16 protein-coding genes and 1 pseudogene are annotated in these 25,772 nt (G+C 33.1%); 14 read left to right on the top strand and 3 right to left on the bottom strand.

Going from position 1 to position 25,772, the window contains the following annotated elements:
* Window positions 1-243: 243 nt before the first annotated feature.
* On the bottom strand, window positions 244-1,095 hold the full coding sequence (locus ABDZ84_RS04460) for a formyltetrahydrofolate deformylase (protein WP_162986377.1): 852 nt from the start codon (window positions 1,093-1,095) through the stop codon (window positions 244-246).
* A gap of 212 nt (window positions 1,096-1,307) precedes the next feature.
* Here ABDZ84_RS04460 and ABDZ84_RS04455 point away from each other — a divergent pair, with 212 nt between their 5' ends.
* Genes ABDZ84_RS04455 through ABDZ84_RS04415 form a run of 9 tightly spaced genes read left to right on the top strand, consistent with a single transcriptional unit; the run spans window position 1,308 to window position 11,362 of the window.
* A complete protein-coding gene (locus ABDZ84_RS04455) occupies window positions 1,308-1,982 on the top strand; it encodes a helix-turn-helix transcriptional regulator (protein WP_121604746.1) in 675 nt (224 codons plus the stop codon).
* Window positions 1,963-3,267: a SidA/IucD/PvdA family monooxygenase gene (locus ABDZ84_RS04450; protein WP_121604747.1), complete on the top strand. Its 1,305-nt coding sequence runs from the start codon at window positions 1,963-1,965 to the stop codon at window positions 3,265-3,267. The genes ABDZ84_RS04455 and ABDZ84_RS04450 overlap by 20 nt, the downstream gene beginning before the upstream one ends.
* Window positions 3,264-4,541: an aspartate aminotransferase family protein gene (locus tag ABDZ84_RS04445; protein WP_343780313.1), complete on the top strand. Its 1,278-nt coding sequence runs from the start codon at window positions 3,264-3,266 to the stop codon at window positions 4,539-4,541. Before ABDZ84_RS04450 ends, ABDZ84_RS04445 begins: the two co-directional genes overlap by 4 nt.
* 6 nt (window positions 4,542-4,547) lie before the next feature.
* Complete coding sequence (locus ABDZ84_RS04440) at window positions 4,548-5,711, top strand: NAD(P)/FAD-dependent oxidoreductase (protein WP_161629296.1); 1,164 nt, start codon at window positions 4,548-4,550, stop codon at window positions 5,709-5,711.
* A gap of 25 nt (window positions 5,712-5,736) precedes the next feature.
* Complete coding sequence (locus ABDZ84_RS04435) at window positions 5,737-6,825, top strand: SIS domain-containing protein (RefSeq protein ID WP_026682877.1); 1,089 nt, start codon at window positions 5,737-5,739, stop codon at window positions 6,823-6,825.
* Entirely contained in the window at window positions 6,818-7,915 is a 1,098-nt protein-coding gene (locus ABDZ84_RS04430) for an ABC transporter substrate-binding protein (RefSeq protein ID WP_026682876.1), read from the top strand. The genes ABDZ84_RS04435 and ABDZ84_RS04430 overlap by 8 nt, the downstream gene beginning before the upstream one ends.
* Window positions 7,915-8,730, top strand: coding sequence for a cupin domain-containing protein (locus tag ABDZ84_RS04425; RefSeq protein ID WP_051388458.1), 816 nt, complete (start codon window positions 7,915-7,917; stop codon window positions 8,728-8,730). Before ABDZ84_RS04430 ends, ABDZ84_RS04425 begins: the two co-directional genes overlap by 1 nt.
* A 17-nt stretch (window positions 8,731-8,747) precedes the next feature.
* Complete coding sequence (locus tag ABDZ84_RS04420) at window positions 8,748-10,370, top strand: class I tRNA ligase family protein (RefSeq protein ID WP_051388457.1); 1,623 nt, start codon at window positions 8,748-8,750, stop codon at window positions 10,368-10,370.
* On the top strand, window positions 10,367-11,362 hold the full coding sequence (locus tag ABDZ84_RS04415; protein ID WP_051388456.1) for an aspartate kinase: 996 nt from the start codon (window positions 10,367-10,369) through the stop codon (window positions 11,360-11,362). Before ABDZ84_RS04420 ends, ABDZ84_RS04415 begins: the two co-directional genes overlap by 4 nt.
* Window positions 11,363-11,576: 214 nt before the next feature.
* On the opposite strand, the gene ABDZ84_RS04410 is transcribed toward ABDZ84_RS04415, so the two are convergent.
* Window positions 11,577-12,476 carry a DNA-3-methyladenine glycosylase 2 gene (locus tag ABDZ84_RS04410; RefSeq protein WP_026682875.1) on the bottom strand — a complete coding sequence of 300 codons (900 nt, stop codon included), beginning with the start codon at window positions 12,474-12,476 and terminating at the stop codon, window positions 11,577-11,579.
* A 155-nt stretch (window positions 12,477-12,631) separates the two neighbouring features.
* Between ABDZ84_RS04410 and ABDZ84_RS04405 the strand changes: the two genes are divergently transcribed.
* From ABDZ84_RS04405 to ABDZ84_RS04395, 3 genes and pseudogenes are all read left to right on the top strand, one after another.
* On the top strand, window positions 12,632-12,970 hold the full coding sequence (locus tag ABDZ84_RS04405; RefSeq protein WP_051388455.1) for a methylated-DNA--[protein]-cysteine S-methyltransferase: 339 nt from the start codon (window positions 12,632-12,634) through the stop codon (window positions 12,968-12,970).
* A 32-nt stretch (window positions 12,971-13,002) separates the two neighbouring features.
* Window positions 13,003-13,152: pseudogene (locus ABDZ84_RS04400) on the top strand (methylated-DNA--[protein]-cysteine S-methyltransferase); the annotation flags it as partial.
* Window positions 13,153-13,215: 63 nt separating this feature from the next.
* Complete coding sequence (locus tag ABDZ84_RS04395; protein WP_034679745.1) at window positions 13,216-14,469, top strand: APC family permease; 1,254 nt, start codon at window positions 13,216-13,218, stop codon at window positions 14,467-14,469.
* Window positions 14,470-14,825: 356 nt separating this feature from the next.
* Here ABDZ84_RS04395 and ABDZ84_RS04390 read toward each other — a convergent pair whose 3' ends face one another.
* Window positions 14,826-15,794, bottom strand: coding sequence for an alpha/beta fold hydrolase (locus tag ABDZ84_RS04390; protein WP_226983629.1), 969 nt, complete (start codon window positions 15,792-15,794; stop codon window positions 14,826-14,828).
* Window positions 15,795-16,772: 978 nt separating this feature from the next.
* On the opposite strand from ABDZ84_RS04390, the gene ABDZ84_RS04385 reads away from it, so the two are divergent.
* Both ABDZ84_RS04385 and ABDZ84_RS04380 read left to right on the top strand, forming a co-directional pair.
* The gene (locus tag ABDZ84_RS04385) at window positions 16,773-20,591 is read left to right on the top strand and encodes a beta-ketoacyl synthase N-terminal-like domain-containing protein (RefSeq protein WP_026682872.1); all 3,819 of its coding nucleotides are present in this window, start codon (window positions 16,773-16,775) and stop codon (window positions 20,589-20,591) included.
* Between the two features lie 13 nt (window positions 20,592-20,604).
* Entirely contained in the window at window positions 20,605-25,719 is a 5,115-nt protein-coding gene (locus ABDZ84_RS04380; RefSeq protein WP_343780304.1) for an amino acid adenylation domain-containing protein, read from the top strand.
* The last annotated feature ends 53 nt before the right edge of the window (window positions 25,720-25,772 follow it).

The following is a 25,772-nucleotide window of genomic DNA, read 5'->3' as shown; positions in this document are numbered from 1 at the left end:
TGTTTGACCTGAAGATCCACTTTTTTGAGCGGGTTTTGCTAAAAAAGTTAGCTGAAGGACAAACCCCACGGGAAGGGAAGTGGGCAGCCAGAGTGGTGGTCAAGCAGTAGCTATTATTCCATAATAGCTACTAGAGGAAGCGTAAATCTGAGCATTTAGTGATAAGGACTGAGCGAATTTTGCCCGGCTTTTCTTAATGTCTCGGTTTTGATCACACTCCATTTTTGCTATATAAGTATCAAATTATTTTAGTACGAGTGCTTTATTATGATAAATAAAAATTTTATCCTCAATATGCCATTTAATTGCTTGAAGTAAAGTATCCGATTCGATACTTTTTCCGTACTGTTTGTAATCACTTAAAGTTAACCCATCCGTTAAATGGATGGCCTGTTGTGCTAGTATTGGGCCTTCATCTAATTTTTCAGTAACATAATGAGCTGTAGCCCCAATCACCTTAACTCCACGTTCAAATGCTCTTCTATAAGTGTTAGCGCCAATAAATGCAGGTAGCAAAGAATGATGTATATTAATAATTTTCTTATCGAATTTACGAACAAAACGAGGAGATAGTACTTGCATGTACCTGGCAAGTACTATAAAATCAATATTATTTTCCATAAGTATGCTCGATGCTATGCTATCATTCTTCTCATTGGTCTTCGTTAATCTTAACTTTAAAAATGGTATTCCATAAGATTCAACTAGTTCTTTATGGGTATCGTAATCACTAATTACAAGTGGTATGTTACATGAAAGCTCTCCATCAGACCACCTCCACAAGATCTCTCTCAAGCAATGGTTATCCTTTGAAACAAATATAGCCATATTCTTTTTAGTTACTTCTTCCATACTTATATCACTAGCATAATTATTTCCGATTCGTAATAAAGACTCTTCTATATATTTAATACGCATATCTGCTTTACATTGAAGTTCTATTCTTAGAAAAAATAAATTTTCTTCTCCTTCTAATTGATATTTATTCACCGAATGAATACGTATAAATGGTAGCTTTATTACTTCAAATACTTCGTCTATCATCGAAAAATTAAATTCCCCTTTCAACTTGATTCGATAGTGTTTTGTATTCATCATGCATCCCTCCAATTTTTTTAATCGTATATTGAATCAATACTATTTTCTACAAATATTTCAAATATGTAGAAAAAACTAAAATATTAGTAAAAAAAACCAAAGCATTGTAACTTTTACTCCGATACTATTAACTCATGGGCGGTTACTCCAACATATCTTAAGTAATACTAATATATTATGGAGGTGTTAGATATAAAGGAGGAGGCAACTTGGGGGTAAAATGTATTTTATTATACGATGCAAAAAAAATACTTGATGACAGAGAAGTATTTCTACTAAAAAAATTAAAAGTTGTATTAATCAGAGATTTGAAAACCCTTGAAAAGAAAAATCTAGAGAGATATAAGATGCTAATAATTATCGAAGGAAACAATTTAATTAATGATGGACAAATGTTAATAGAAGAATTTGAGAAACTTCATATTCCTTTAATAAGAGTAAATACGGTACCAAAAGAAGATATATTCGAATTGATTTTTAACATTATCAATGTACAAATAGACTTCAATGAACTTACCCACGTTAACAATGAAAAATTAATAGAAGCATTGCTTTATATTGAAAATAACCTACAGAATAGCAACCTCAATTTAAAAAGTGTAGCTAATCATCTATTTTTAAATACAGCCTATTTCTCTAGATTTTTTAGAGAGTCTATGGGAATTGGTTTTAAAGACTATTTAATTAAGTTAAGAATCGCAAAAGCAAAAGATATGCTAGAAAATGGTCAATTAGTTACAGATGTCTGTATGTCCGTTGGTTACACAAATTTATCTTATTTCTCTCAGATCTTTAAAAAGGAAGTTGGATTTAGCCCATCCATTTATAGAAAGTATTATCAATTAATGACCAAGGAGGAAAAAAATGTACAGAAAATTTTATGATGTCGTTGGTGTAGGATTTGGTCCTGCAGGAATTGCTTTAGAAACTGCAATAAGAGATATGGAAGATATCAATAATAAGAGTGTATATAAAAGAGTATTTCTTGAAAAAAACAATGATTCGGCATGGATGCCGGAAATGTTACTACCTGGTACAGATATTCAGCACCATTTTTTACGTGATTTTGCTACACCTAGAAATCCAAGAAGTCAATATACCTTTTCAAACTATTTATATGAGAAAGGAAGATTGTTTTCTTTTGGGTTATTAGGTCGCCCAAGTCGAACGGAATGGTCTGATTATGTTCAATGGGTTTCCAAACAAATAGATGACAAAGCACATTATAACGAAGAAGTTAAGTCTGTAAAGCCGATAGTAGTAAATGATGATATTGAAGGTCTTGAAGTGCATACAGTTAATAATGTAAGCAAAGAACGCAATGTTTTTCACACTACAAATCTTATTTTAAATTCAGGTAGAAAACCTTATATTCCAAGTCAATTTAAAGATAAAGTAAGTGACAAAGTTTTTCACGCAAGTAAATTCAGAAGTTCCGTACAGCGTATTAATAAAGAAGACAACCCTACTTTTACAGTTATTGGTTCGGGGCAAAACTCTGTTGAAATAATTCTGTATCTAGCTAATAAATTTCCTAATTCAAAAATAAATTCTATTGTTAGGCATACCGGATTTCGTCTATATGAGTTAGGTCATTTTACAAATGAAGTATTTTTTCCTGAGTTTACGAATTACTTTTACTCATTGAACCAAAACGAACGAGATAAACTATTCGAGCAGATCAAACATACAAATTATTCAGCTGTAGATGATGATGTTAGTGAAGCACTATATTGGAAGATGTATGAAGATAAAATTAGAGGAACGGAGCAAATAGAATTACATCGCTGTAAAGAGATAGTAGATGTGGCTAATACTCAAAAAGATTATTTACTAAATATTAAAGATATATATAACAAAGAAGAAGATTCAATAAATACGGATTACATTATCCTTTGTACTGGATTTTTTGAGGAAGAATTTCCAGAAGTACTTCTACCAATGAAAAAGTACTTTAATTATAACAAGAATAATAGTTTAAAAGTATCTGAAAACTATAAAGTAGACACAAAATCAAATGTAAAGGCTAACATTTATTTGAATGGTTTAACAGAGAAAACTCACGGGATAGGGGATGCAGCATCATTCACTATGATGGCGACGAAGGCTCAAAGAATACTTGATTCAATGAACAATATTACCTCTATGAAAGATGGTGTACTGTCTTGAAGGTAAAACAACATTCGGATAAAGTTTCTCGAGTTTGGCCATTGTTTACGAATATTGATGTGGATTATGGAGAAGGTGTGCATATCTATGATCAATCAGGTAGAAAATTTATTGATTGTACATCAGGTATTGGGGTTACAAACACAGGGCATTGCCATCCTAGAGTAGTAAAGGCTATAAAGGAACAAACTGAAAAACTACTACATGGTCAAACAACAATCTTGTATAACTCTATGTTGGATCGTTTAACAAATGATCTACAGAAAATTATACCGGAAAAACTAAACTGTTTCTTCTTTTCAAATAGTGGAAGTGAAGCAGTAGAAGGTGCCATTAAATTAGCACGTCACGCTACTAAAAAACCAAATATTATCTGCTTTCAGGGGGGATATCATGGGCGTTCAATAGGAGCATTATCTTTAACAACAGCTAAATCTGTATATCGATCGGGATATCAGCCTCTTATGTCTGGTGTATTTGTTAGTCCGCATCCATACTCTAGACAATACAGAGAGGAAGACAATGAAGAAAGAACAAGATATTGTTTAGCCGAACTTGAGCATTTATTAAACACTCAAACTTCGCCAGATGAAACAGCGGCTATGATTATTGAGCCGATATTAGGAGAAGGTGGGTATGTAATGCCACCAGAGAGCTTTATTAACGGTATTAGGGATATTTGTAATAAGAACAATATAGTATTAATTTTTGATGAAATTCAAACGGGCTTTGGAAGAACAGGCGAATACTTTGCGTTTAAACATTTCAATATAGTACCAGATATTCTTGTGATTGCTAAAGGTATTGCATCAGGTCTTCCGCTAAGTGGGATAGCAGCCAATAAGGAAATAATGGATAAATGGATTCCAGGTTCACATGGTGGCACTTATGGACCTAATCCTATCTCTATGGCAGCAGCTATTGAGACGATCAACGTGTTAGAAGACGAAGAGTTAGTAAGTAATGCTAAGGAAATGGGAGACTTCTTGTTAGCAGAATTACAAGCATTAAAAAAGGAATATCCTATCATCGTTGATGTCCGTGGTAAAGGATTGATGATTGGATGTGAATTCGTTGATGACAATGGAAATCCTGGTACGGTAATAGCCGAAAAGGTAAGGCAAAATTGTCTTTCACGAGGATTAATATTACTAACCTGTGGTCCTTATAATCAAGTAATCAGATGGATACCTCCACTTACAATAAAAAAGACTGAACTCGAAAAAGCGTTAACTATTTTTACTTTAGCAATAAAAGATAGTTTAGGGAGATAGATGAAAATGAACTACGATGTGATTATTGTTGGAGGCGGAGTAATCGGGGCCAGTATTGCTTACTTTCTTACTAAATCAAAAAAATTTAATGTCTTGCTATGTGAAAAAGGAAAACCGCCAGGGGATGGGGCAACAAGTATATCTGGTGGATTACTAAGAGTACACCATACGAACAATGCTAATCAATATCTTTCTTTTAGAAGCTTACAATTGTATAAGGAGCTTACAGCAGCCAAACAAATGGATTTTGGTTATCATCCAATAGGTTTCTCATTAATGGTAGGTCCTCAATATGTTGAAAATTTAAAGATCAATGTTCAAAATATGGTCAATTTAGGATTACCGATTAAAGTTTATTCACCAAATGAATACAATTTAGAAGAACGGTTTATAAATGTCGAGAATATAGGTGCTGTCTCCTATGAACCTCTTGGTGGATATGGTAATCCAGCAAAAACTAGCTTAGCATTTATTAATGAAGGTCTAAAGCAAGGGCTTCATTTAATGGAAGGTACAGAGGTTCAAGATATCGTAGTAAATAAAAATAAAGTTGTTGGTGTTCAAACAAATTTATCTCAGATATTCGCTAAACGTGTGATAATCGCATCCAATTACTGGGGGGGAAAGCTAACCAAAAATCTTGGTATTGACTTACCTATCTATACCAAGCGCTTAGGAGTTGTTTTTGCACATACTGATACAGATAAAGTCTTATCACATTCCTATATAGATGATACTTCAGACACGTATATGCGCCCATTCCCTGACGGCCGAATTCTAATAGGAATAAAATCCTCTGAGTGTGATATTAGCGATATTCATTTTAAGAGGAAAATTCAAAATGAAGAAGCACTCGAAGCAATTGATAGAGCTTCTAAAAGGTTCCCTATTCTGCAGAAGGCCAAAGTTTTGGGTGGACGTATTGGTTTTGATAGCTATACTCCCGATCAATATCCTCTTATTGGTCCTACTGAATATGAAGGGCTGTATTTATCCGTTGGTTTTGGTGGAGGGGGATATAAAATAGCTCCTGCAGTAGGTGAAGCTATAGCTAAAGAAATTTTATATAACACAAAAACAAATGAGCTAAAGTATTACAGGATAAATCGATTTGAGAATGAAAAAAAGTACACCTATTTCCAAACAGAAAGCATGTATAAATATATGTAATTTATAAAGAAGGGGGAAGTTTTATATGGAATCGAGGAATAGTCATCCTTATTATATGTATGAAGAAATTATGTTACAGCCTGAATATTTAAAGAAACTGTTTTTATCATTAAAATTTCAAAATCACGGAAGTTTATTAGATACTTTAAAAAAGAGTAAGAGAATTTTTCTGATAGGATGCGGAACATCCTATCATGTAGCCTTGTCTAGTTTTAGCATAAGTCAAATAATGTTTAAAGAGAAAAATAAATTTAGATCTGTACCTGCGTTTGAATTAATGTCTCCTAATTACTCCCTTAATGAAGAGGATGTAGTAATCGCCTTTTCTCATTCGGGAGATACAAAAGCTACATTCGATTGTATTTTTTTAGCTAATAAAAATAACTGCAAGACGGTAGTAGTTACAGGTGATACAGCAAGTAGATGTGCAGATATATCAGATTTTGTACTGACTTATGGCTATAAAGACGATAAATCTCTTGCACATACAATCACCTATACCTTAAGTACTTTTTTAATGCTCATACTGATGGGGAAGCTAGCAAGAGAAATGGGAGATCTTGCAATTAATGACATAGTTAATTCAGTAGCTATTCAATTACCTTCTCTATTTACTAATGTATTGAATCGCAAAAATGAAATGAAGGAATTAGCAGATGACTTAAAAAGTGATTTCTTTGTGGTATGTGGGAATGAAAATACAATCGGAGTTGCTCATGAAACTACATTAAAGTTCGGTGAGGTTCACTATACTCCAACAACTAGTATGGATGTGGAACAGCTATTCCATGGACCGTTAGTTATGTGTAATAAAGATACAGCAATTATTGTAATCGCTAGTAACCCGAATATGAAAGAAAGGGTGTCTGATCTGTTTAAAGCTAGTAAATTAATTGGCAGTACATCGCTACTATTTACTTCTGAAAAAAATGATATAACTAATGCGGATTATGTATTTAATTTACCGAGCTGTCATGAATTATTAGTGCCATTACTATATGTTTTACCAATGCAGTTACTTAGTTATTATCTTGCAGTTGGGAAAAAGCTAAACCCTGATCATATTCGTAGAGATCAACTAGCATACAAAAAGGCGCGTGAAGCTTATGAGTGAAAAAGCAGTAGTTAAATCTGTTGATCCAATAAAAACATTAGATGACATGTTACCCAAAACTTCCAATAACAAAAATAAGCTTTTTAGAATAGGCATAAGTGCGAATTTAAGCGGTCATACCAGAGAATTGTATACAGGTGTAGCAATTGCTGTTAATGAATATCTCAAGAAGAAAGATAGGCTTTATGATATTGAGGTACTTTGGGAGAAAAGTTCTTTTGATAAAGATTCTACACTTAAGGCTGCAAATCAACTCGTAAATAGAGGGGCTGAAGCAGTAATTGGTCACTTAAGCGCAAACCAATCGCTTGTAGCTGCGACTATTTACTCTGATATAGACATTCCTTTCTTAGCCCCAGGTACTTCACATCCATTGCTTACGGAACAAGGCTTTGATAATATTCTTAGAGTTTGTGGAAGAGATGAAGAGATGGCTTATGAAATGGTTCATCTAGCAGATAAATTAACAGCTAATACTAGTTTAAAAATAGTATACCAAGAAAATAGTTACGGAAATCAACTATCAAAATTACTAAGAAAATCAATTTTAGAGAAAGGACTAAGCTTGAAAACGTCGATATTAATTAATGACAATATTGTATCAGAAATAGATGATAGAGATACTTTATTGTTTGCAGGTACGTACGAAGGTGCATTGTTATTAACTGAGAAATTAGCGAAAGCAAATTTTACAGGTACGGTTATATTTGGTGATGATATATTTGTAGCTGATTTTCCATATCTGACTAGTAAACATGATGGATTAAAACTCTTTACTATTTCTACTAAGAAGGACCTTTACGGAATTAATTATAAGAATTTTGAAAATAAATATAAAGAAATCGCATCTTTAAAGCCAGCTGCTTACTCCGTCACAAGCTATATTGCAACTAAGATTCTATTAAATAACATATCACTATTAAAGAAACACGGTTGTAAACGCTTCATAAATAGCCTTAAAGATGGAGTTGTAGTTGAAGGATTAGAAGAAGTTTCATTTTCGCCAAAAGGAGACTTGCTAGAATTTGAGTGGGATGTTTATGAAATGAAAGCTGGAGATTTTATAAAATTAAACGGGAGTGATCGATAATGCCATATTTATTTTCTTTTGGATTAACTTGTAACCTGGAGACAGCAAAGAAGGACTTAGGCAAATGGAATAGCTATTCTAAAGCAATATTAAAGGAGCATATATACACATTTACAGGATTCCATCCAGATTTTAATGGGGGGACCTCAACGGTAATACAAAAAGATGGAGGGGAAGTATTAGGAATAGCTTTCGAAATCAATGAAAATCAAATTAGTCTTCTTAGAAAAAATGATTATGGTTATATGTTGAAAGAAGTAGAAATTTATCTTGCTGATAAAAAAGTAAAAGCCTATATAATGGTGCCAAAAATTATCGAAGAACGAAGAGAGCCATCGCTAAGCTACTATGAAGGTGTAAAGGCTTCTTTAAATCAACATTATCCAAAGGAAATTGTTGATCGTTATCTAGAAAGAGCGTTAAAAAGAACAAAGAAAAAAGGAGTAAATATCCAAAGGCACCATCGTGATGACTATAAATATGAGTACGGCTCTTTATTAAGAAGAATATATCCGTGGGACAAAACCCGAAAATCACCATTTGGTTCAGGAATTATAATTGTACAACCTGGTGAGACAACAGAGCCTCACAATCATGATGAAGAAGAATCTTTTATTATTTTAGAAGGTGAAGGGGTTATTAATGTAGATGGGGAAACGGAAAAGGTATATCAAGAAGATGTTATTTATTTCGAGCCTTTTTCTGTCCATTCGCTTCATAATACTGGAGGTAAACCTCTAAAATTCTTAGCTGTTTGGTGGGGAGCTGTTGGAATTGAACAATATCAGTTAGAAAATAATCATTGGAAACATTAAAATGAGGAGGTTTTATGATGAGTGAAATATATGTTACGGCAACACCACCGACACCTAATGGCGACCTTCATATCGGGCATTTAGCTGGCCCCTATCTTGCGGCGGATGTTTACACCCGCTTCAAAAAAATAACAGGTAATAACGTTGCGTATATTACTTATGGTGATGATCACCAGAGCTATGTAGCGACAACAGCTAATAATAAGAAAATCGATCCAGAAGAAATGGTAGAGAAGAATAATAATATTGTTAGATCTACATTAAAATCGGCAAACATCGATGTGGATTTATACAAGAATCCATTGGGTAATAACAAACATATTAATTATGTATTAACATTTTTCCTAGAATTATATAATAAAGGGAAATTAAAAAAGAAAACGAAAGATATATTATACTGCGACAAATGTAAGTTGAATTTATATGAGTCATTTGTAAAAGGAAAGTGTCCCTATTGTAAAAGTGATTCATCTGGTAATTTATGCGAAGCTTGTGGTCAAATTAACGACCCTATTAATTTGGAGCAGCCCTTCTGCACAATTTGTAAATCTATTCCAATAATTAAACAATATACGGGTCTATTTTTCCCTATTAACGATTATAAAGATAAGTTGAATCATTTTTATTCATCAAGAACAACTTGGAGACCTCAGCTAATAGAATTTTGTAAACAGATAATAGCAAAAGACATTCCGGACTATCCAGTAACCTATCCTTCGAATTGGGGAATACCCGTTCCAATCGAGGGATTTAAAGACCAAGTAATAAATGTATGGTTTGAAATGTACCCTGGGATATTAGAAAGTATTGATTCACATTATCTACATCAATATGGTATTCGCAGAGAGAACAAACATAAACAGACGCTTGTACAATTCCTCGGATTTGATAACAGTTTTTTTAATTCCGTACTACATGTTGCAAGCGCATTTGCTATCGAAAAGGATGAGTTATTACCTGAGCACATCATTACGAATTACTTTTATTTACTAGATAAAGAGAAGTTCTCTACAAGTAAAGGACATGCAATATGGGGAGGAGAACTCTTAAAGGATGTTCCATCAGATAATCTTAGGTTTTATTTATCCTTAACTAATCCGGAGCATATGCAAACTAACTTTTCTTTCGATGATTTTTTACAGACTAATGATAAATTCACTAAAAAATGGGAAGACACAATAAATAGATATATAGAAATGATTAATCATGATTTTAAGGGAATCATACCCAAAAACGCTGCAATACATTATCAAAGCTCTAGCTTAATACAAAGAACAAAAAAGAATCTAGAAAAATTCTATGATTTGGAACAATTTAGTCTACGAAAAGCTTCCTTTGAATTAGAGGACTATATGAGTTCAATTATTGATTATTTAGAGGAAAAGGTTTTACCAATGAAAGCAAAAGACGATTTTTTATACACGCAACAGGTAGCTAATGTCACTTATCTATTAAAGGCTTTATCTGTTTTTTCTTATCCAATTATGCCGACCTTCTCCAAAAAATTAATGAGAAATTTAGGCGCAAGTAGTTCGAATTTGTTATGGGATACAATTTATGACATCAGTACTTGTGACGAAGTTGGAAATGAAAAAGAATTTTTTTACGCATTGAATATTAAAACCAGGAGAGGATCATGAAAAAGATAAAAGTTCTTAAATTTGGTGGTAATTCTTTGAAAACCATGGAAGACCGAAGAAATATTGCTGAAGTTATTACGAAAGAACAAGAGAAAGGATATAAATTAATTCTAGTTGTATCTGCAATTGGGCGATTAGGTGATCCATATGCAACGGATACTTTACTAAGATATATTAAACAGAATGAGTTATCACCAAGAGAAACAGCATTAATTTCTTCTTGTGGGGAAATCATATCAAGCATCGTACTGAGCTCGTATTTAAACCATCGGGGTTTAAAATCATCCGCATTGACAGGTGCGAATGCTGGAATAGTGACATCTAACGACTATTTAGATGCGGAAATCATATCTATAGACAAAAGAAACATGGAAGAACTAATTAATCAAGGAATTATTCCTATAATAGCTGGCTTCCAGGGGTACACTTATACTGGTGACACAACATTACTAAGCAGGGGAGGGAGCGATGTCACGGCTGCGGCGATAGCTCAAACCTTCCAAGCTTGCCAATTAGATATTTATACAGATGTGCCTGGGATAATGACTACAGATCCCAAAATAATAAATTCTGCTCAAACCCTAAAAACACTTAACTATGACCAGGCCTTGAAAATAGCTGCAAGTGGTGGAAAGGTTATCCATCCGGAAGCAATTAAATGGGCTAAAAAAAGCAACATACCAATTAAAATCAAAAAATTATCGAGTTCTCAAGGAACTGTAATTGCTGGAACAATAACGAATAGAAGCTTACCACCAGGTAGTATAATTTGCTTAACAACAAATGTCATGGATGATAAAAGAGGAAAAGTAACCATCATTGGTCACAGCTTAAACAAAAATAAAGATCTTCATAGATATATCCTATATTATAATATGAATATTCATTCATTCTCTTTCTTTTCTGATAAGATCGAGCTAATCATACCCATTCAGATCGTCAACAAATATGTCGAAGTATTTCATAAAAATTTCATAGAAAGTATTAAATGATGAGGAACTGTCCCAAAAGATAAATTTCTATTTAAAGGAACTGGAATATCCTATCTTTCAACGACAACAGTTTAGCCTCTGAGCAAATAAATCACTGTTGCACGAATTTACGATGGTTCTTCCATTTGGGGTCTTGGTTATTCCGGTTTCTTGTATCTGAATGAACCTTTTGGGGCAGTATTTTTTGTTAATTCTATTGTACAGTAGAAACACTTTAATATACTAATCTCCATAGAAAAAACGTTGCGTAAGATTCATATCCTTCCCAAGTAGAAGCTATTTGTTTAATCTCATCTATCGAAGGTTTCCTATCTAATGACCCAGCTAACTTTAATGCATTATGAAGTCCAACATCATTTATAGGAAACGCATTGGGATATCGCACACATCTTAGTAATACATAGTTTGCAGTCCATGGACCAATTCCTTTTATTGCAGTTAGTTGCTTTACTGCTAAATTTATGTCAGATAGTTGAACTAATTTTTCTCTTGATATCTGGTTATTGGCAATCAGCCGTGCTATACCACGGATATATTCACATTTTCTTCGAGACATACCAATCTTAAACAATTCATCCATACTTAATGAAGCTATTAGACGAGGGGAAGGAAATAGCCAATAGTCCTCTCCATTATGAATTAGTCTTTTTCCATAATTTTTAATAAATCTATCTTTTAATGTAGAAGCGAAGCTCAAATTTATTTGCTGCCCTAAAATGGCCCAGACAAAGGCTTCAAAAATGTCCGGTATTCCTATATTTCTTAATCCATAAAATTTTGATATAGGCATTTTAAGATATTCATCCTGTTTTGCAATGGTATAAAATGGTTCTAAATGAATATCTAAATCGAACCAATCTCGGATGTAAAGCATTATTTGTCGCTCAAATTGTTTCGTGTAAGATTGACTGACATCTTCAGTTTCTATAACCAGTCTATTGTTATTACTGACATATATCTTTATAAAAAAAAGATTGCCATCTAAAACGATAAAGCGTGTTATGCTTTCTTGATCGGTACGGAATAAACCATCCTCTGTACTTTTTAAATAATCCAAGTTAATCCTAAAAGAGAAGTCTTCAGGAAGAGATAGAAGTTGTTTATAAACTGTCACGCTAAAACTCCTTTATCTATATTTTCTTATAACGATAGCATAATTGTCTGTAACTGTACTTTTGATTTCTTGCTTTTACATTCAAAATTACTTGTATAAAAATAATGAATAGCATACACTTTGTTTTACATTAATAATGAAAGGAAAAAACTGTAATGTGTCTAGTCTATTGGAGTTATTGGTATTTAAAAAATGCAAAAGGAATCATCGCTAGTACAGATCATGGAATAGCTTATGTTGGATCCCCGTATGAAACAGGTACAGATTTCCAAGATTGGGCTACCAAAGTTTTCAATCATTCTACATTGATAAATAATGAGGATAAATTGAGGAATTACAAATTACAATTAGAGGATTTTTTTACTGGTCGAAGAAAAGAATTTACTGTAAATTTTGATCTACGCGGTAGCCTATTTCAACAGCAGGTTTGGGAAATTTTAAAATGTATACCATTTGGTGAAACAGTGAGTATTCAGATGTTGCCAGAAGATTAGGCAAACCCAACTCATACAGAGCTGTAGCTTCCGCGATTGCTACAAATCCAATATTAATTATGATACCTTGTCATCGTGTTGTAAGAAAAAATGGTAAAAGCACTGGTTATAGAGGAGGGTTAACGTTTAAGTATGAGTTGCTACAATTAGAAAAAGACATACTAAATAATAATCCATCTTAAATCATTTTTTAACGTACTTCCGAATTTTTCTATGTAACTATTATTTAATTTGGAGTGTGGAACATGACTACTAAAAAAACAATTAATCTTTATCAAGGAATAAGTTTATATATAGCTGCAATATTGGGATCTGGTGTATTATTTGTCTCAGGAATAACCGCTTCTATAGCAGGGCCTGCTTCTTTACTATCTTGGATTATTGTTATTATATTTAGTTTTCCATTAGCATATAGTTTTGCAAGTTTAGCTAGAGATTTCCCTGATGCTGGGGGGACAGCAACGTTTGTTCGAAAGTCATTTGGTTATCATTTAGGGAACATCGTCGGTTGGTTCTATTTTGTAACTGCCGCAATTGGTCAGTCTATCGTTGCATTAACTGGGGCTTTTTACTTAAGTAAAGCATTCAACTTCACCCCTTTAGGTGAGGTATATGCAGCGATACTAATTTTATTAATTGCAGGCTGCTTTAATTATTTTGGTCTGGAAGTAAGCGGAAAGGCTGCATTAATCATTAGCTCATGTCTATTGTTATTACTACTGACTACAATCATTGTAGCTTTACCAAGTGTAACTCTTAATAATTTCCAACCTTTCTTTACGGATGGATGGTATGCCATTGGCACTGCTATTACTGTTATTTTCTGGGCCTTCTTTGGCTGGGAGGCAATCTGCAACTTATCCTCTCATTTCAAACAACCTGATAAAAATATTGTAAAAAGCTCTGTAATTAGCGCATTGATTATAGGTTGTTTATTTTTACTACTTAGTTTTGTTACTATTGGCACAAATACATATGGTAGTGTTGAAAGCGATTTTTCGCCAATTGCTGTTATTATACAAGATAATCTAGGGATAGGGGCACAAGTATTAACTGCAGTACTTGCCTATTTAATATGTATTGGTACATCAAACGCATTTATCGCTAGTTTGGCGCAGCTAGGGTATTCCTTGAGCAGAGATAAAGCATTCCCAACCGTATTATCAAAGATACATCGTTCTGGTGTTCCACGACGCATGGTTATATTTGCAGTTGGGTTTGCAGTTATAGGCGTAATAATCACAGTTATATTTTCAGCAACATTTGATGATCTGCTTTTTATACCGACGTCACTTGGTTTAATCGTATATGCTTTAACAATGATTTCAGGTGTTAAACTTTTTAAGAAGTGGAGCAAGCCTTGGATTTGCTCACTTGTTTCATTTGTATTTATTTTATGTGTCATTCCTTTTTTTGAAGTATATCTGTTGGTACCTTTATTTGTATCGATAGCTTATTGTCTATATATGCTTACTAAAAGCTTTTATAGGAGTCAATAAGCTATAAATGAAATCTTTAATATATGTTAATAGAGCCAGTTAAAAAGAGATCCATAGACTAGGAGCATAACCTCCTTTTTACAAGGTAATCCTGCATAGGGTCTAGGGAGATGGTGAACTATAAAAACAGGGCATCGTATGAAGGAAAGTTGTATCAAAAATAATTTTGATGCAAGGATTACCGATTGACCGAAAAAGGATACAAAAGCGATAGTCATAGTAAGTAATTTTAGTTCGTTTTGCCATCTATCCCATAAATGTGGTTTACTTTGGTCAACAAATGAATAAGAATGTTTGTATGGCGTGGAATGAAGACTATATAATTTTTTTAAAGTTATTACATCTAACTTTAAAAGTTAAAATGTATTTATAAAATCATAAACGGTTTTGCTTATCTCCTTAAAATTAGACCAGTGTAAATAATGATGTCCTCTTAATACAACGAGCTTTTTAGTTGATAAATGGTTTATCTGCTTTTGATAAAAAGCTTCCATTGTTTTACCATTTGTCGTTATCCTATCACTGTATTTAGTAAATATTAGAACGGGTGTATCTGTAGGAAAAGACATATTAACTGTTTTATCAATATTATGATTTATTTCATTAACTTCAGCAATTATATTTTTGTTGCCTAAATTCCATGCCGATAAGATTTTAGTCTTTTCTAAGTTTTCAAGAGAATAAGTTCCATTTTCTGCTTCAGGAAGGTACTTCGCTGAATTCAAATATACTGCTAACCTAGTGGCTCCAGTCGATGCTAAAACACTTATATATCGAGGTATAGTAGGAATAGATTCATTAAAGTAATCTACTACTTGAGGCAAAGTGCAATCATTACATATTATTGCCTTAATTTCGTCGGGGTATTTATTGGCATAGTACAAGCTATAAATACCAGATATTGAATGAGGCATCAAAATATATGGACCTTTAATATTAGCTTTATACAGTGCGGTCCTTATTTCCTCTACAATGTTCTCAACAGTTCGCTTCTTATTAGTAGTTTCACTCCAACCGTACCCAAATGTCTCTACAACTACTATTCTATTATTCTTTGCCATTTCTTTTATTAAAGGTTCATAATCCAATGCTGGTGCAGCTGTACCAGCACCACTTAATAAAACAATCGTTTTTTCACCCTCTCCCTTAACATACACATGCATTTTATCACCGTTCACTTCAACTAATTGACCTAATGGCGGATATCGGTGTTGCTCAAGCTCCATCACAATCTGGTTTAATATTATCCAAAATAATAAGATCACAGCAATAATAAGAAAACTATTTCTAATGAACATCCAAAAGCTAATCTTTTTAATTGTCATTACTTATCCTTCCTTTTACATCATTAGCTTTCTCGTCTGACTACTTTATAATTTTATAGATTTTTTCTTAAATAATGCTTATAAATGGTAAAAAAATTTTAATCACTATATAGTAATTTCCCCAAAAAAATATAATTAGAAAGATATGTATAATTAGAGCAAAAGTTTTAGAGTGTATATAAATTTGAAATAAGAGTTCATTTGTACTAAAGGATGTATTATTTATGTGATAATAGCCCATAAAATGTCAAGGATGGCTAGTACATATGGCCTTTCTTTCGAATAAATTAGCATACAAGGTTGCTTACGATTGAGATATGGAGGAACTAATTATGTTTGAGGAGACGATGAGGAAAAATTCTTTAAGTAGATAAATTTACAGTACGAACAGAAGGAAAAATATTTAGAGTATATTCAGTTTATTCCATCCAGTATACCTTATATTTTCGTAAAAAATTATTCTATAAATCGAACTGGTAAACTGTAAATACTTATCAATTTATTAAACGAATTATGATTGAAATAGTATATTTTACTAAACTAATTACAATTTATGAGTTTAAATGGTAACAATAACAATTAATGGTAATAAATCTCTATCCAATATTTTAAATTTACAAAAAAATAATTCTTTTTGCTCAGTTAATAATAATCGATAATTTGTATAATTGAAATATATGTAAAATATGACTAAAGTATCTTGTTTTTAGTCGAAAGAAGTAAAAAAGACTAGAAATTGCTAGTTAAAGTAACTGAAAAAATAAATTAAATGATACGATTTCTGATAAGTATGGTGACACAATTTTAGTGGATTGTAGAAGGGAATATTTTTTTATAAGACTTTAGACACTATTAAAAATTTACTCAATTAATTTATATCTATTTAAAAATAGATATAATTACCTTGTTAGAAAAATTACATGAATTCTAGTGATATAAATTATTCGGGGTTCAAAGGTAAAACGGAGGGGGAGTAATTTGTCGACTTTAATTAATGTTATTAGAAATAAGGAATCAGAAACAGAAAAGGGTATCAGTTTCGTTAAAAAAAACGGAATTGAAAAGTTCGTGTCATATCATGATTTATTGGATAAAAGCATTAAAATTTTAGGCTATATACAGAGTAAAGGGATTAGCTACAAAGATGAACTTGTATTCCAGTTAAATGATAATGAAGATTTTGTTCATTCTTTTTGGGCAGGATTATTGGGAGGAATAATTCCTGTGCCACTTAGTACAGGCAAGAATGATGAACATAAATTAAAATTTTTTAAAGTATGGAATCAATTAAATAACCCATATCTAATTTGTGACCTTGAGCACTATGAAGTACTAGAAAAATATGCAAAGAATAATGATATTGATCTATCAGCACTTAAAAATAGAGTGATAGATATTCGAGATGTTTATCATTATGAGGAAGATGGACAAATTTATGAAAGTAATCAAGATGATATAGCTTTTTTACAGTTTTCCTCAGGATCGACTGGTGAACCAAAAGGAGTTATGTTAAAACATTATAATTTACTCGCTAATATGGAAGGGATTATTAATGGTACACGCATGACAAGCGAGGATAGCTTAATTACGTGGTTACCTATGTCCCATGATATGGGGTTAATTGGATGTCATTTAATACCTACATTATTAAACATTAATCAAGTCAATATTAATACAAATGATTTTATTAGAAGACCTAGAATGTGGTTAGAAAAAGCAAGTCAGCATAAATCAACACTGCTATTCTCTCCCAACTTTGGTTATAGGTACACATTAAAATACGCAAAAAGAGTCTCAGAAGATGTCGATTTATCCAATGTTAGAATTATCATTAATGGAGCCGAGCCAATCTCAGCAGATCTAATCCAGGAATTCTTCTCTAAGATGCGTAAATATGGTATGAAAGATACTGTAATGTGTCCTGCATATGGGCTTGCAGAGGCATGTCTTGGGGTTTCAGCAGCTTATCCAGAGGATGGCAACGTGATAACGTGGTGTATCGATAGAAGAGCAATTAAGATTGGGGAAGAAGTAGTTTACCTGCAAAACGATACTAGTAACTTTGCTGCAACGTTTGTTGATGTAGGTTACCCTCTGACAAATACAAGTATCCGAATAACTGATAATCGTCAAACTGTATTAGACGAGGATATGCTAGGAGCTGTCGAGATAAAGGGAAAAAATGTAACCAGCGGCTATTACAACATGGAAGCAAAAACAAACGAAGCATTATCTGCAGATGGCTGGTTGAATACAGGTGATATAGGATTTATAAAAAATGGACGATTAGTAATAGTGGGTCGCTACAAAGATGTGTTGTTTGTTAATGGTCAGAATTACTTTGCTAATGACTTAGAAAGAGTTATTCGTGAAGTCGCAGGAATCCCACTTAGTGAAGCTGAAGTAGCTGTTGGTGGTGCAAAAAATTTTAAAGAGCAAACAGAGCATATTGTAGCATTTATTAAATTTAAAAAGTCAGACGAGGAATTTATAGAAATAGAGAAAAATATAAAAAGAGAATTAAATTATCGATTAGGTGTCCAAATTTCCCATGTTATTCCATTAAAACAAATTCCGAAGACAACCAGCGGTAAAGTCCAAAGATTTAATCTGGTAAGGCGGTTTGAAGAAGGGAAGTTCCAATCTATAATAAAGCAAATCGATGAACATAAAAAGAAAGGTGAGCGTAATAGCGAGGATATTGATCAAATAGAAAATGGCATCGTCTCTATATGTAAGATGTACATAAGCGAAGTTGAAATTGGACTTGAAGATAACTTTTTTGAAATGGGTATCAGTTCACTGCAGTTAACTCAAGTAGCTTCAGAGCTACAGCAAAAATATGGAGACCATATTAAAGTTGCAGATTTCTATGCAAATCAAACCATTAAAGAACTAGCTGATTTTATTAAAAATGGAAAGAAACAAGTGAATGAGAAAAACAGCTCTAGGAAAAATATGAATCAGGCTGGTGATGATATTGCTATTATAGGTATTTCTTTAAAAGCATCTGGAGCAGAAGAGCAAGATGAATATTGGGAATACATTCGGAATGGGGGGGAAGGAGTACGGGATTTTCCTGAAAATAGAAAAGAAGATCTTACCGATTACTTATTATCAGTTGGGTATTCAGAAAATAAGATGGAATATCATCGTGGGGCTTACTTAAATAATATTGATACGTTCGATTATAAATATTTTAATATTCTGCCGGTTGAAGGTGTTGCAATGTCTCCGGTGCAAAGAATGTTTCTAGAATCTACAGTTAAAGTAGTTGAGGATGCTGGATATCATGCCGGAACATTGAAGGGGTCTAATACTGGAGTGTATGTAGGATATATGGGAGATATGGAAGGATTTAAGTATCAACAAATATTACAAGCATCGAAAGACATTCAAACACCTACAGGCTATCTTTCTTCTAATATAGCGGGAAGAGTGTCATATATGATGAATCTAAAAGGACCTAGTTTGATTGTTGATACTGCTTGCTCTTCTTCTTTAGTCGCATTAAATATTGCATGTAATGACATAAAAAGTGGGAATTGTGAGCAGGCAATAGTTGGTGGAATTAGGATTAAGACCATTCCCCTTAAGGACGGCCTGCGAGCTGGATTTGAGTCAGAAGATTATCGAACCAAACCATTTGACTCAGAGGGTAATGGAACTGGGGAAGGCGAAGGAGTTATTTCCATTATGGTAAAGCCACTACAAAGAGCAATTCATGATCAAGATCATATTTATGCTGTTTTAAAGGGGATGGCAGTAAATAGCGATGGTACTACTCTAGGTTTAGCAGCTCCAAATCCTGCTGCTCAAAAAGAAGTAATTATGAAAGCATTACGAAATGCAAAGGTTGAACCAAGCTCGATAACTTATGTCGAAGCACAAGGAACAGGAACGGATATTGGTGATTCAATCGAGTTTGAAGCCTTATCTAGTGCTTATAGTAGCGGGCATGGTGAAAGCCGGTTTTGTTCATTAGGTTCTGTTAGAGGAAATATTGGGCATTTATATGAAGCCTCAGGACTTTCAAGCTTAGTAAAATGTTGTCTTATGTTGAAAAATAAAAAATTACCTCCACTTGCTAACTTTAAAAAACCAAATACAAACATAAATTTAAACGATTCACCGTTTTATATTACGATTACTGAAACTGACTGGTTACCTCGCAATGGAGTGAGAAGATGTGGAATCCATAATTTTGGATTGTCTGGAACCAATTCACATGTAATTTTAGAAGAATACCGAGGTCAAGAAGAACAAAGCCTAGAATCAAATGAAAGCCATATTTTCACGCTATCAGCCAAGAATAATACAACACTAAATCAGTTAGTCGAAAAATATATTAAATTCATGGAAAATAATAAGCACTTAAAACTTTCAAATGTATGCTATACATCTAATATAGGTAGAGAACATTTTGAATATAGAATAGCTATTGTCGCTGATTCATTGGACGATTTAATAAAAAAATTGAAGCATTTTGAATGTAAAACAGATTTAGCTAATCATATTTATTTTGGAGTTCATAAACGGGTGAAAGAAGCTACTAAAACGACAAAAATTGATGAATTAACTAAAGAGAATATAATTGCTTTACGTGATAGTGGAAATAATATTGTGGCTAACACAACTATAGATAATCGAACAGGTAACTTATCTAGAATTGCCCAACTATATATTAGGGGAGCAGCGGAACTTCATTGGGAGCAGTTATATAGTTCGCAACAGACGAAGAAGGTTAGTCTGCCAACTTATGTATTTCAAAAATTGAAATGTTGGCCAAGTTTCTAAAGGGGGTATAAGAGTGGGTAGTTCTATGAATAAAATCCTGAATAGATTATTAGAAATAGTATCGGAAGTAACCAAGGTTGATAATCAAGAACTACAACCGGATGAGAATATTATTGAAATGGGATTCGATTCCATTATTTTTACTAGGGTAAATAGCCATATTAAACAACAATTTGGTATAGAAATCCCATTTTCTAGAATTTTTAATGACTTATCTGATTTAAATAAAATTGCTGCTTATATAAATGAAAAATCTAATATAGTAAACGAAGTAGAGACATCCTATTTACAAGCAACGGTAACAACTGAAGAAAATGCTAGCAACGAAGAATTAGAAGAAGAGTTAAACAGAACTGCTTCAGTACTTGAATCAAAGGAAATTATGCGTTATTACTCTACGTTTCCTTATGACTATATAGAAAAAAAGCTAAAAGTGAATTTAGAACAGTTTGGTATCGTAAATTGTCATGACATTAGAGTATTCATTTTGGATGATGCAATGCAGTTGTTACCAAAAGGTACTATTGGAAATATCTTTATTGGCCCAAATAAGATTGAAATTTACAACACTAGTATTCTTGGTGAATTGACAGAAGAAGGAGAAATTCTAGTTCGAGGAGAGGGAAAAGATGATGCAAATAAAATTTATCCAATCTCTTCTGAACAGAAAAGAATGTATACACTACATAAAGTGGATGAGAATAGTTTAAATTACAATATTGCGAGTGTTGTCAAAATAGAAGGGGATTTGGATGTTGAAAAATTGGAAAATTCGCTTAATGTCATCATAAAAAGGCATGAATCATTACGCACGTACTTCGCTGAGGTCAATGGAGAAGTCGTACAAAGAATAGTCGATAAGATGCACATTTCCATTCCATATTCTATTCTGGAGGAAGATGTCGATCTATACGAATTAATAAATCGTGAGAGGGAGTGTTTTATAAAACCATTCGATTTAAATAGCTTGCCCTTAATTAGGATAAAACTAATTAAGGTGAAGACAAATTTCCATGTGATGTTATTAGATACTCATCATATTATCGCTGATGGTGCAAGCTCTGCAATTTTCTTACATGAATTAATGACTCATTATAGTGGACAGGAACTAGATGATTTAACGCTACAATATAAGGATTATATCCTACAAAAAGAAAAAGGTAATAAAGATGTTGATAAGAGGAAACAAGAAACGTATTGGAAAAATGTGTTTGCTGATGGTATTCCAACTCTGGATATTCATAGTGACTATTCAAGACCGTACTTACAAACATTTAATGGAGATAATGTAAGCTTCATATTAAGCCATCATTTGAGTGAGAAGATTGATAGTTTCTGTAGAGTGAACCATGTTACTCCGTACATGTTCTTTTTTACATGTATTAATATTCTATTAGCGAAGTATTCCGGACAACAAGATATTGTAATTGGATCTACATTAGATAGAAGAAAAGATTTACAAACAGCAAACTTAATAGGGATGTTCGTCAATACAATTCCTATTAGAAATTATATTGATACAGAAGAAGCGTTTGTTGATGTACTGGATAAGGTGAAAACGAATGTACTTCAAGCAACGGACCATGCTGATTATCCTTTCGAAGAATTAGTAGATCTGCTCGATACTAGGAGAGATAAAAGCAGAAATCCTATCTTTGATGTACTCTATACATTTCAAAATAACCTGATTAGAGAACTAAATAGTCCCAGTATTAACATTAGAAGTGATGAAATCAAGACGAAAAGCTCAAAAGTTGATTTGTTTTTCGAGGTTAATCAAGAAAAAGAATATGCAATTAACATTGAATACAATACAGACATTTATAGTGAACAAACTATAAAAAGAATGGCTAAACACTTTAGCAGATTGACTGAAAACGTATTAGACAATACTAATAATCAGATTAGTGATATACCCATTATCACTCCAGAAGAGCGAGATTTAATTTTAAACAACTTTAATAATGTAAATGTGTTGTATCCAAAGGAAAAAACTGTCCATCAGTTATTTGAAGAACAAGTAGAGAAATATCCGAATCATATTGCTGTTAAAGACAATAAGGAAGAACTAACTTACCGTGATTTGAATGTGAAGGCTAATCAACTGGCTAGGAAGTTACGAAATCTTGGTGTTCAAGCAGATTCAATCATAGCACTTATGGTTGATAAATCAATTGAACTTATCATTGGTATATTAGGAATTTTAAAAGCAGGTGGAGCATACTTACCAATTGATCCTAAGTTGCCTAAGGAAAGAAAAGAATATATGCTAACAGATTCTCAGACTAAACTAGTTGTTACAAATACATATATGTATGAAGGGATGGATGATGTTTCAGTTGTTAATTTATCGGATACGAGCATTTTCCAAGAAGGGGATGCTAGGAATTTAAAATATATAAACTACCCAAGTGATCTTGCCTATATTATTTATACTTCTGGCACTACCGGTAATCCTAAAGGAGTTATGATCGAACATAAAAATGTTGTAAGGTTGATGAAGAACGATGACTATCAATTTGATTTTTCAGAAAAGGACGTTTGGACCTTATTTCATTCACAGTCGTTTGACTTTTCCGTTTGGGAAATTTTTGGAGCCTTACTATATGGAGGAAAGCTGATTATTGTTTCTGATGAAGTTGCCATGGATACAACTAGGTTCCGGACATTATTAGAAAATGAAAAAGTTACCGTATTAAATCAAACACCAACAGCTTTCTATAACTTAATGAAAATTGAAATGGAAGAAACGAGGTCACAATTATCGTTAAGGTATATTATTTTCGGGGGAGAAGCGCTTAAACCAATAATGTTGAAAGACTGGATGGAGAAATATAAAACAGTAAAACTAATCAATATGTACGGAATTACGGAAACAACTGTTCACGTGACGTTTAAAGAATTAAAGGAAGAAGATCTTCAAAGTGGGATTAGCAATATAGGTAAGGCTATTCATACATTAATGACAGTTATTGTGGATGAAAATTTAAGGCTCCAACCAATTGGTGTTCCAGGAGAATTATGTGTCATTGGAGATGGTGTCGCAAGGGGATATCTAAATCAAGAAAAGTTAACGAGTATAAAATTTGTCGACAATTCTTATGTGGAGGAAAGTAAATTATATCATTCAGGTGATTTGGTAAGATTGCTTCCAAGTGGAGAGATGGAGTACTTAGGGAGAATGGATAACCAAGTTAAAATTAGAGGATATCGAATTGAGCTAGGTGAGATAGAGTATCGACTGATCAGCCACCCTGACATTAAAGAAGCTGTCGTGGTAGCACAAGAAGGTGAACCAGATCAAAAATATTTATGTGCCTATATCGTGGCCAAGTGTTCTATGGATAAATCAGAAATAAAAGCTTATTTGAAGGAAAGCTTGCCAGACTATATGATTCCTGCTTACTTTATGGAGCTCATGAAGATTCCATTAACCAATAATGGTAAAGTGAACCGGAAGGCGTTACCTAAGCCAGATGTAATGGGGCTTATTTCGGAGGCGTATGAAGCCCCAAAAACTCCAACACAGAAAATACTGACTTCTATTTGGCAAAATGTGTTGGGAGTAGAATCCATTGGTATCCATGATAGCTTCTTTGACTTAGGTGGCCATTCATTAAAAGCAACAACTGTCATGAGTGAGGTACATAAGGTATTAGAGGTGTCAGTTCCATTAAAAGAACTTTTTAACAGACCAACGATTCAAGAGTTAAGCGACTACATTGATATCAAAGGGGTTGCTAATCCATACAAACAAATAGAGCCATGTGTAGAAAAGGAATACTATCAAACATCCTCTGCTCAAAAACGAATGTATTCGGTGCAACAATTGGAAAAAGAAAGTACCGCTTATAATATGCCTGGCGTCTTTATGCTAGAAGGAGAAATAGATATTGAACAAATGGAAGAAACGCTTCATCAATTAATAGCCAGACATGAAGTACTACGTACCTATTTTGTAACAGTCGATGGTGAGATTGTCCAAAAAATTAAGCCAACACTAGCGTTCCATCTTCCTGTACGGACAGTAGATGAAACTGATATTACTAGCTTATCTCAGAAATTGATTCGTCCATTCGTCTTAGAGGAAGCACCGTTATTCCGAGCGGAAATTTTAAAAGCTCACAGAACATATTATTTACTAATTGATATGCATCATATTATTTCCGATGGTGTATCCGTAGAAATTTTTATGAATGAATTTAAAAAATTGTATAACGGTGAGTCGATGGAACCATTGCGCATTCAATACAAAGATTATGCCGAATGGCAATATAAATATTTAAAAAATGATCATATGAAGGAGGAAGCTCGTTATTGGCAAGAACAATTTCAAGATAAGGTGCCAATGCTCCAGCAGCTATATGACTATGAACGGCCAGCCTTTCAAAGCTTTGAAGGAGATAGCTTAGCATTTACCATCAAGGAGGGAACAACAAAGAAGTTACAAGTATTGGTGAAGCAAGAAGATGTGACTCTTCAGATGATCTTACTGTCTGCCTTTAACATTCTATTAGCCAAATATAGTGGACAAGAGGATATCGTTGTCGGAGTACCAATTGCAGGAAGGCCGCATGCGGATCTGCAGAATATCATGGGGGTGTTTGTAAATACGTTAGCAATGCGGAATCAGCCAACAAATGATAAGACATTTAGTGAATTTCTAAAGGAAGTAAAACAAAACTCCTTACTTGCATATGATAATCAAAATTATCCGCTTGAAGAATTAATTGATGAGTTAAATATTAAACGAATAAAAGGCAGAAATCCATTATTCGATGTTCTTTTTGATATGACCAATCTCGATTTGAGTAAAGCTATCCAGATTAACAATTTATCACTTAAGCCCCAATTATTAACTAATAATATAGCAAAAATGGATTTATCTTTAGTTGCGTTAGAAAAAAAGCAACATATTGAAATGAGTATTGAATATTCCTCTCAACTATTTAAGAAAGAAACCGTTGCTAGAATAGCCGAGGATTTTCAGCGGATTATTGAGATCATTTCAACACAAGTAAATATTCAACTTGGAAATATTGAAATTCGTAGCGAAGAGGAGAGGCAATCCATTTTACAGGAAGATGAATTATTAAATGAGCTTAAAGATCAAGAATTCTCCTTTTAAAAATACACTTATGTCTACCTAAACTAATGGTTATAATCTTAAGCTCAATTAAC

The organism is Virgibacillus salarius, assembly GCF_039521925.1.
Classification (GTDB): Bacteria; Bacillota; Bacilli; order Bacillales; family Amphibacillaceae; genus Virgibacillus; species Virgibacillus salarius.
Note: the sequence above shows the minus strand (reverse complement) of the source record. Positions and strands in the feature narration are given on the sequence as shown.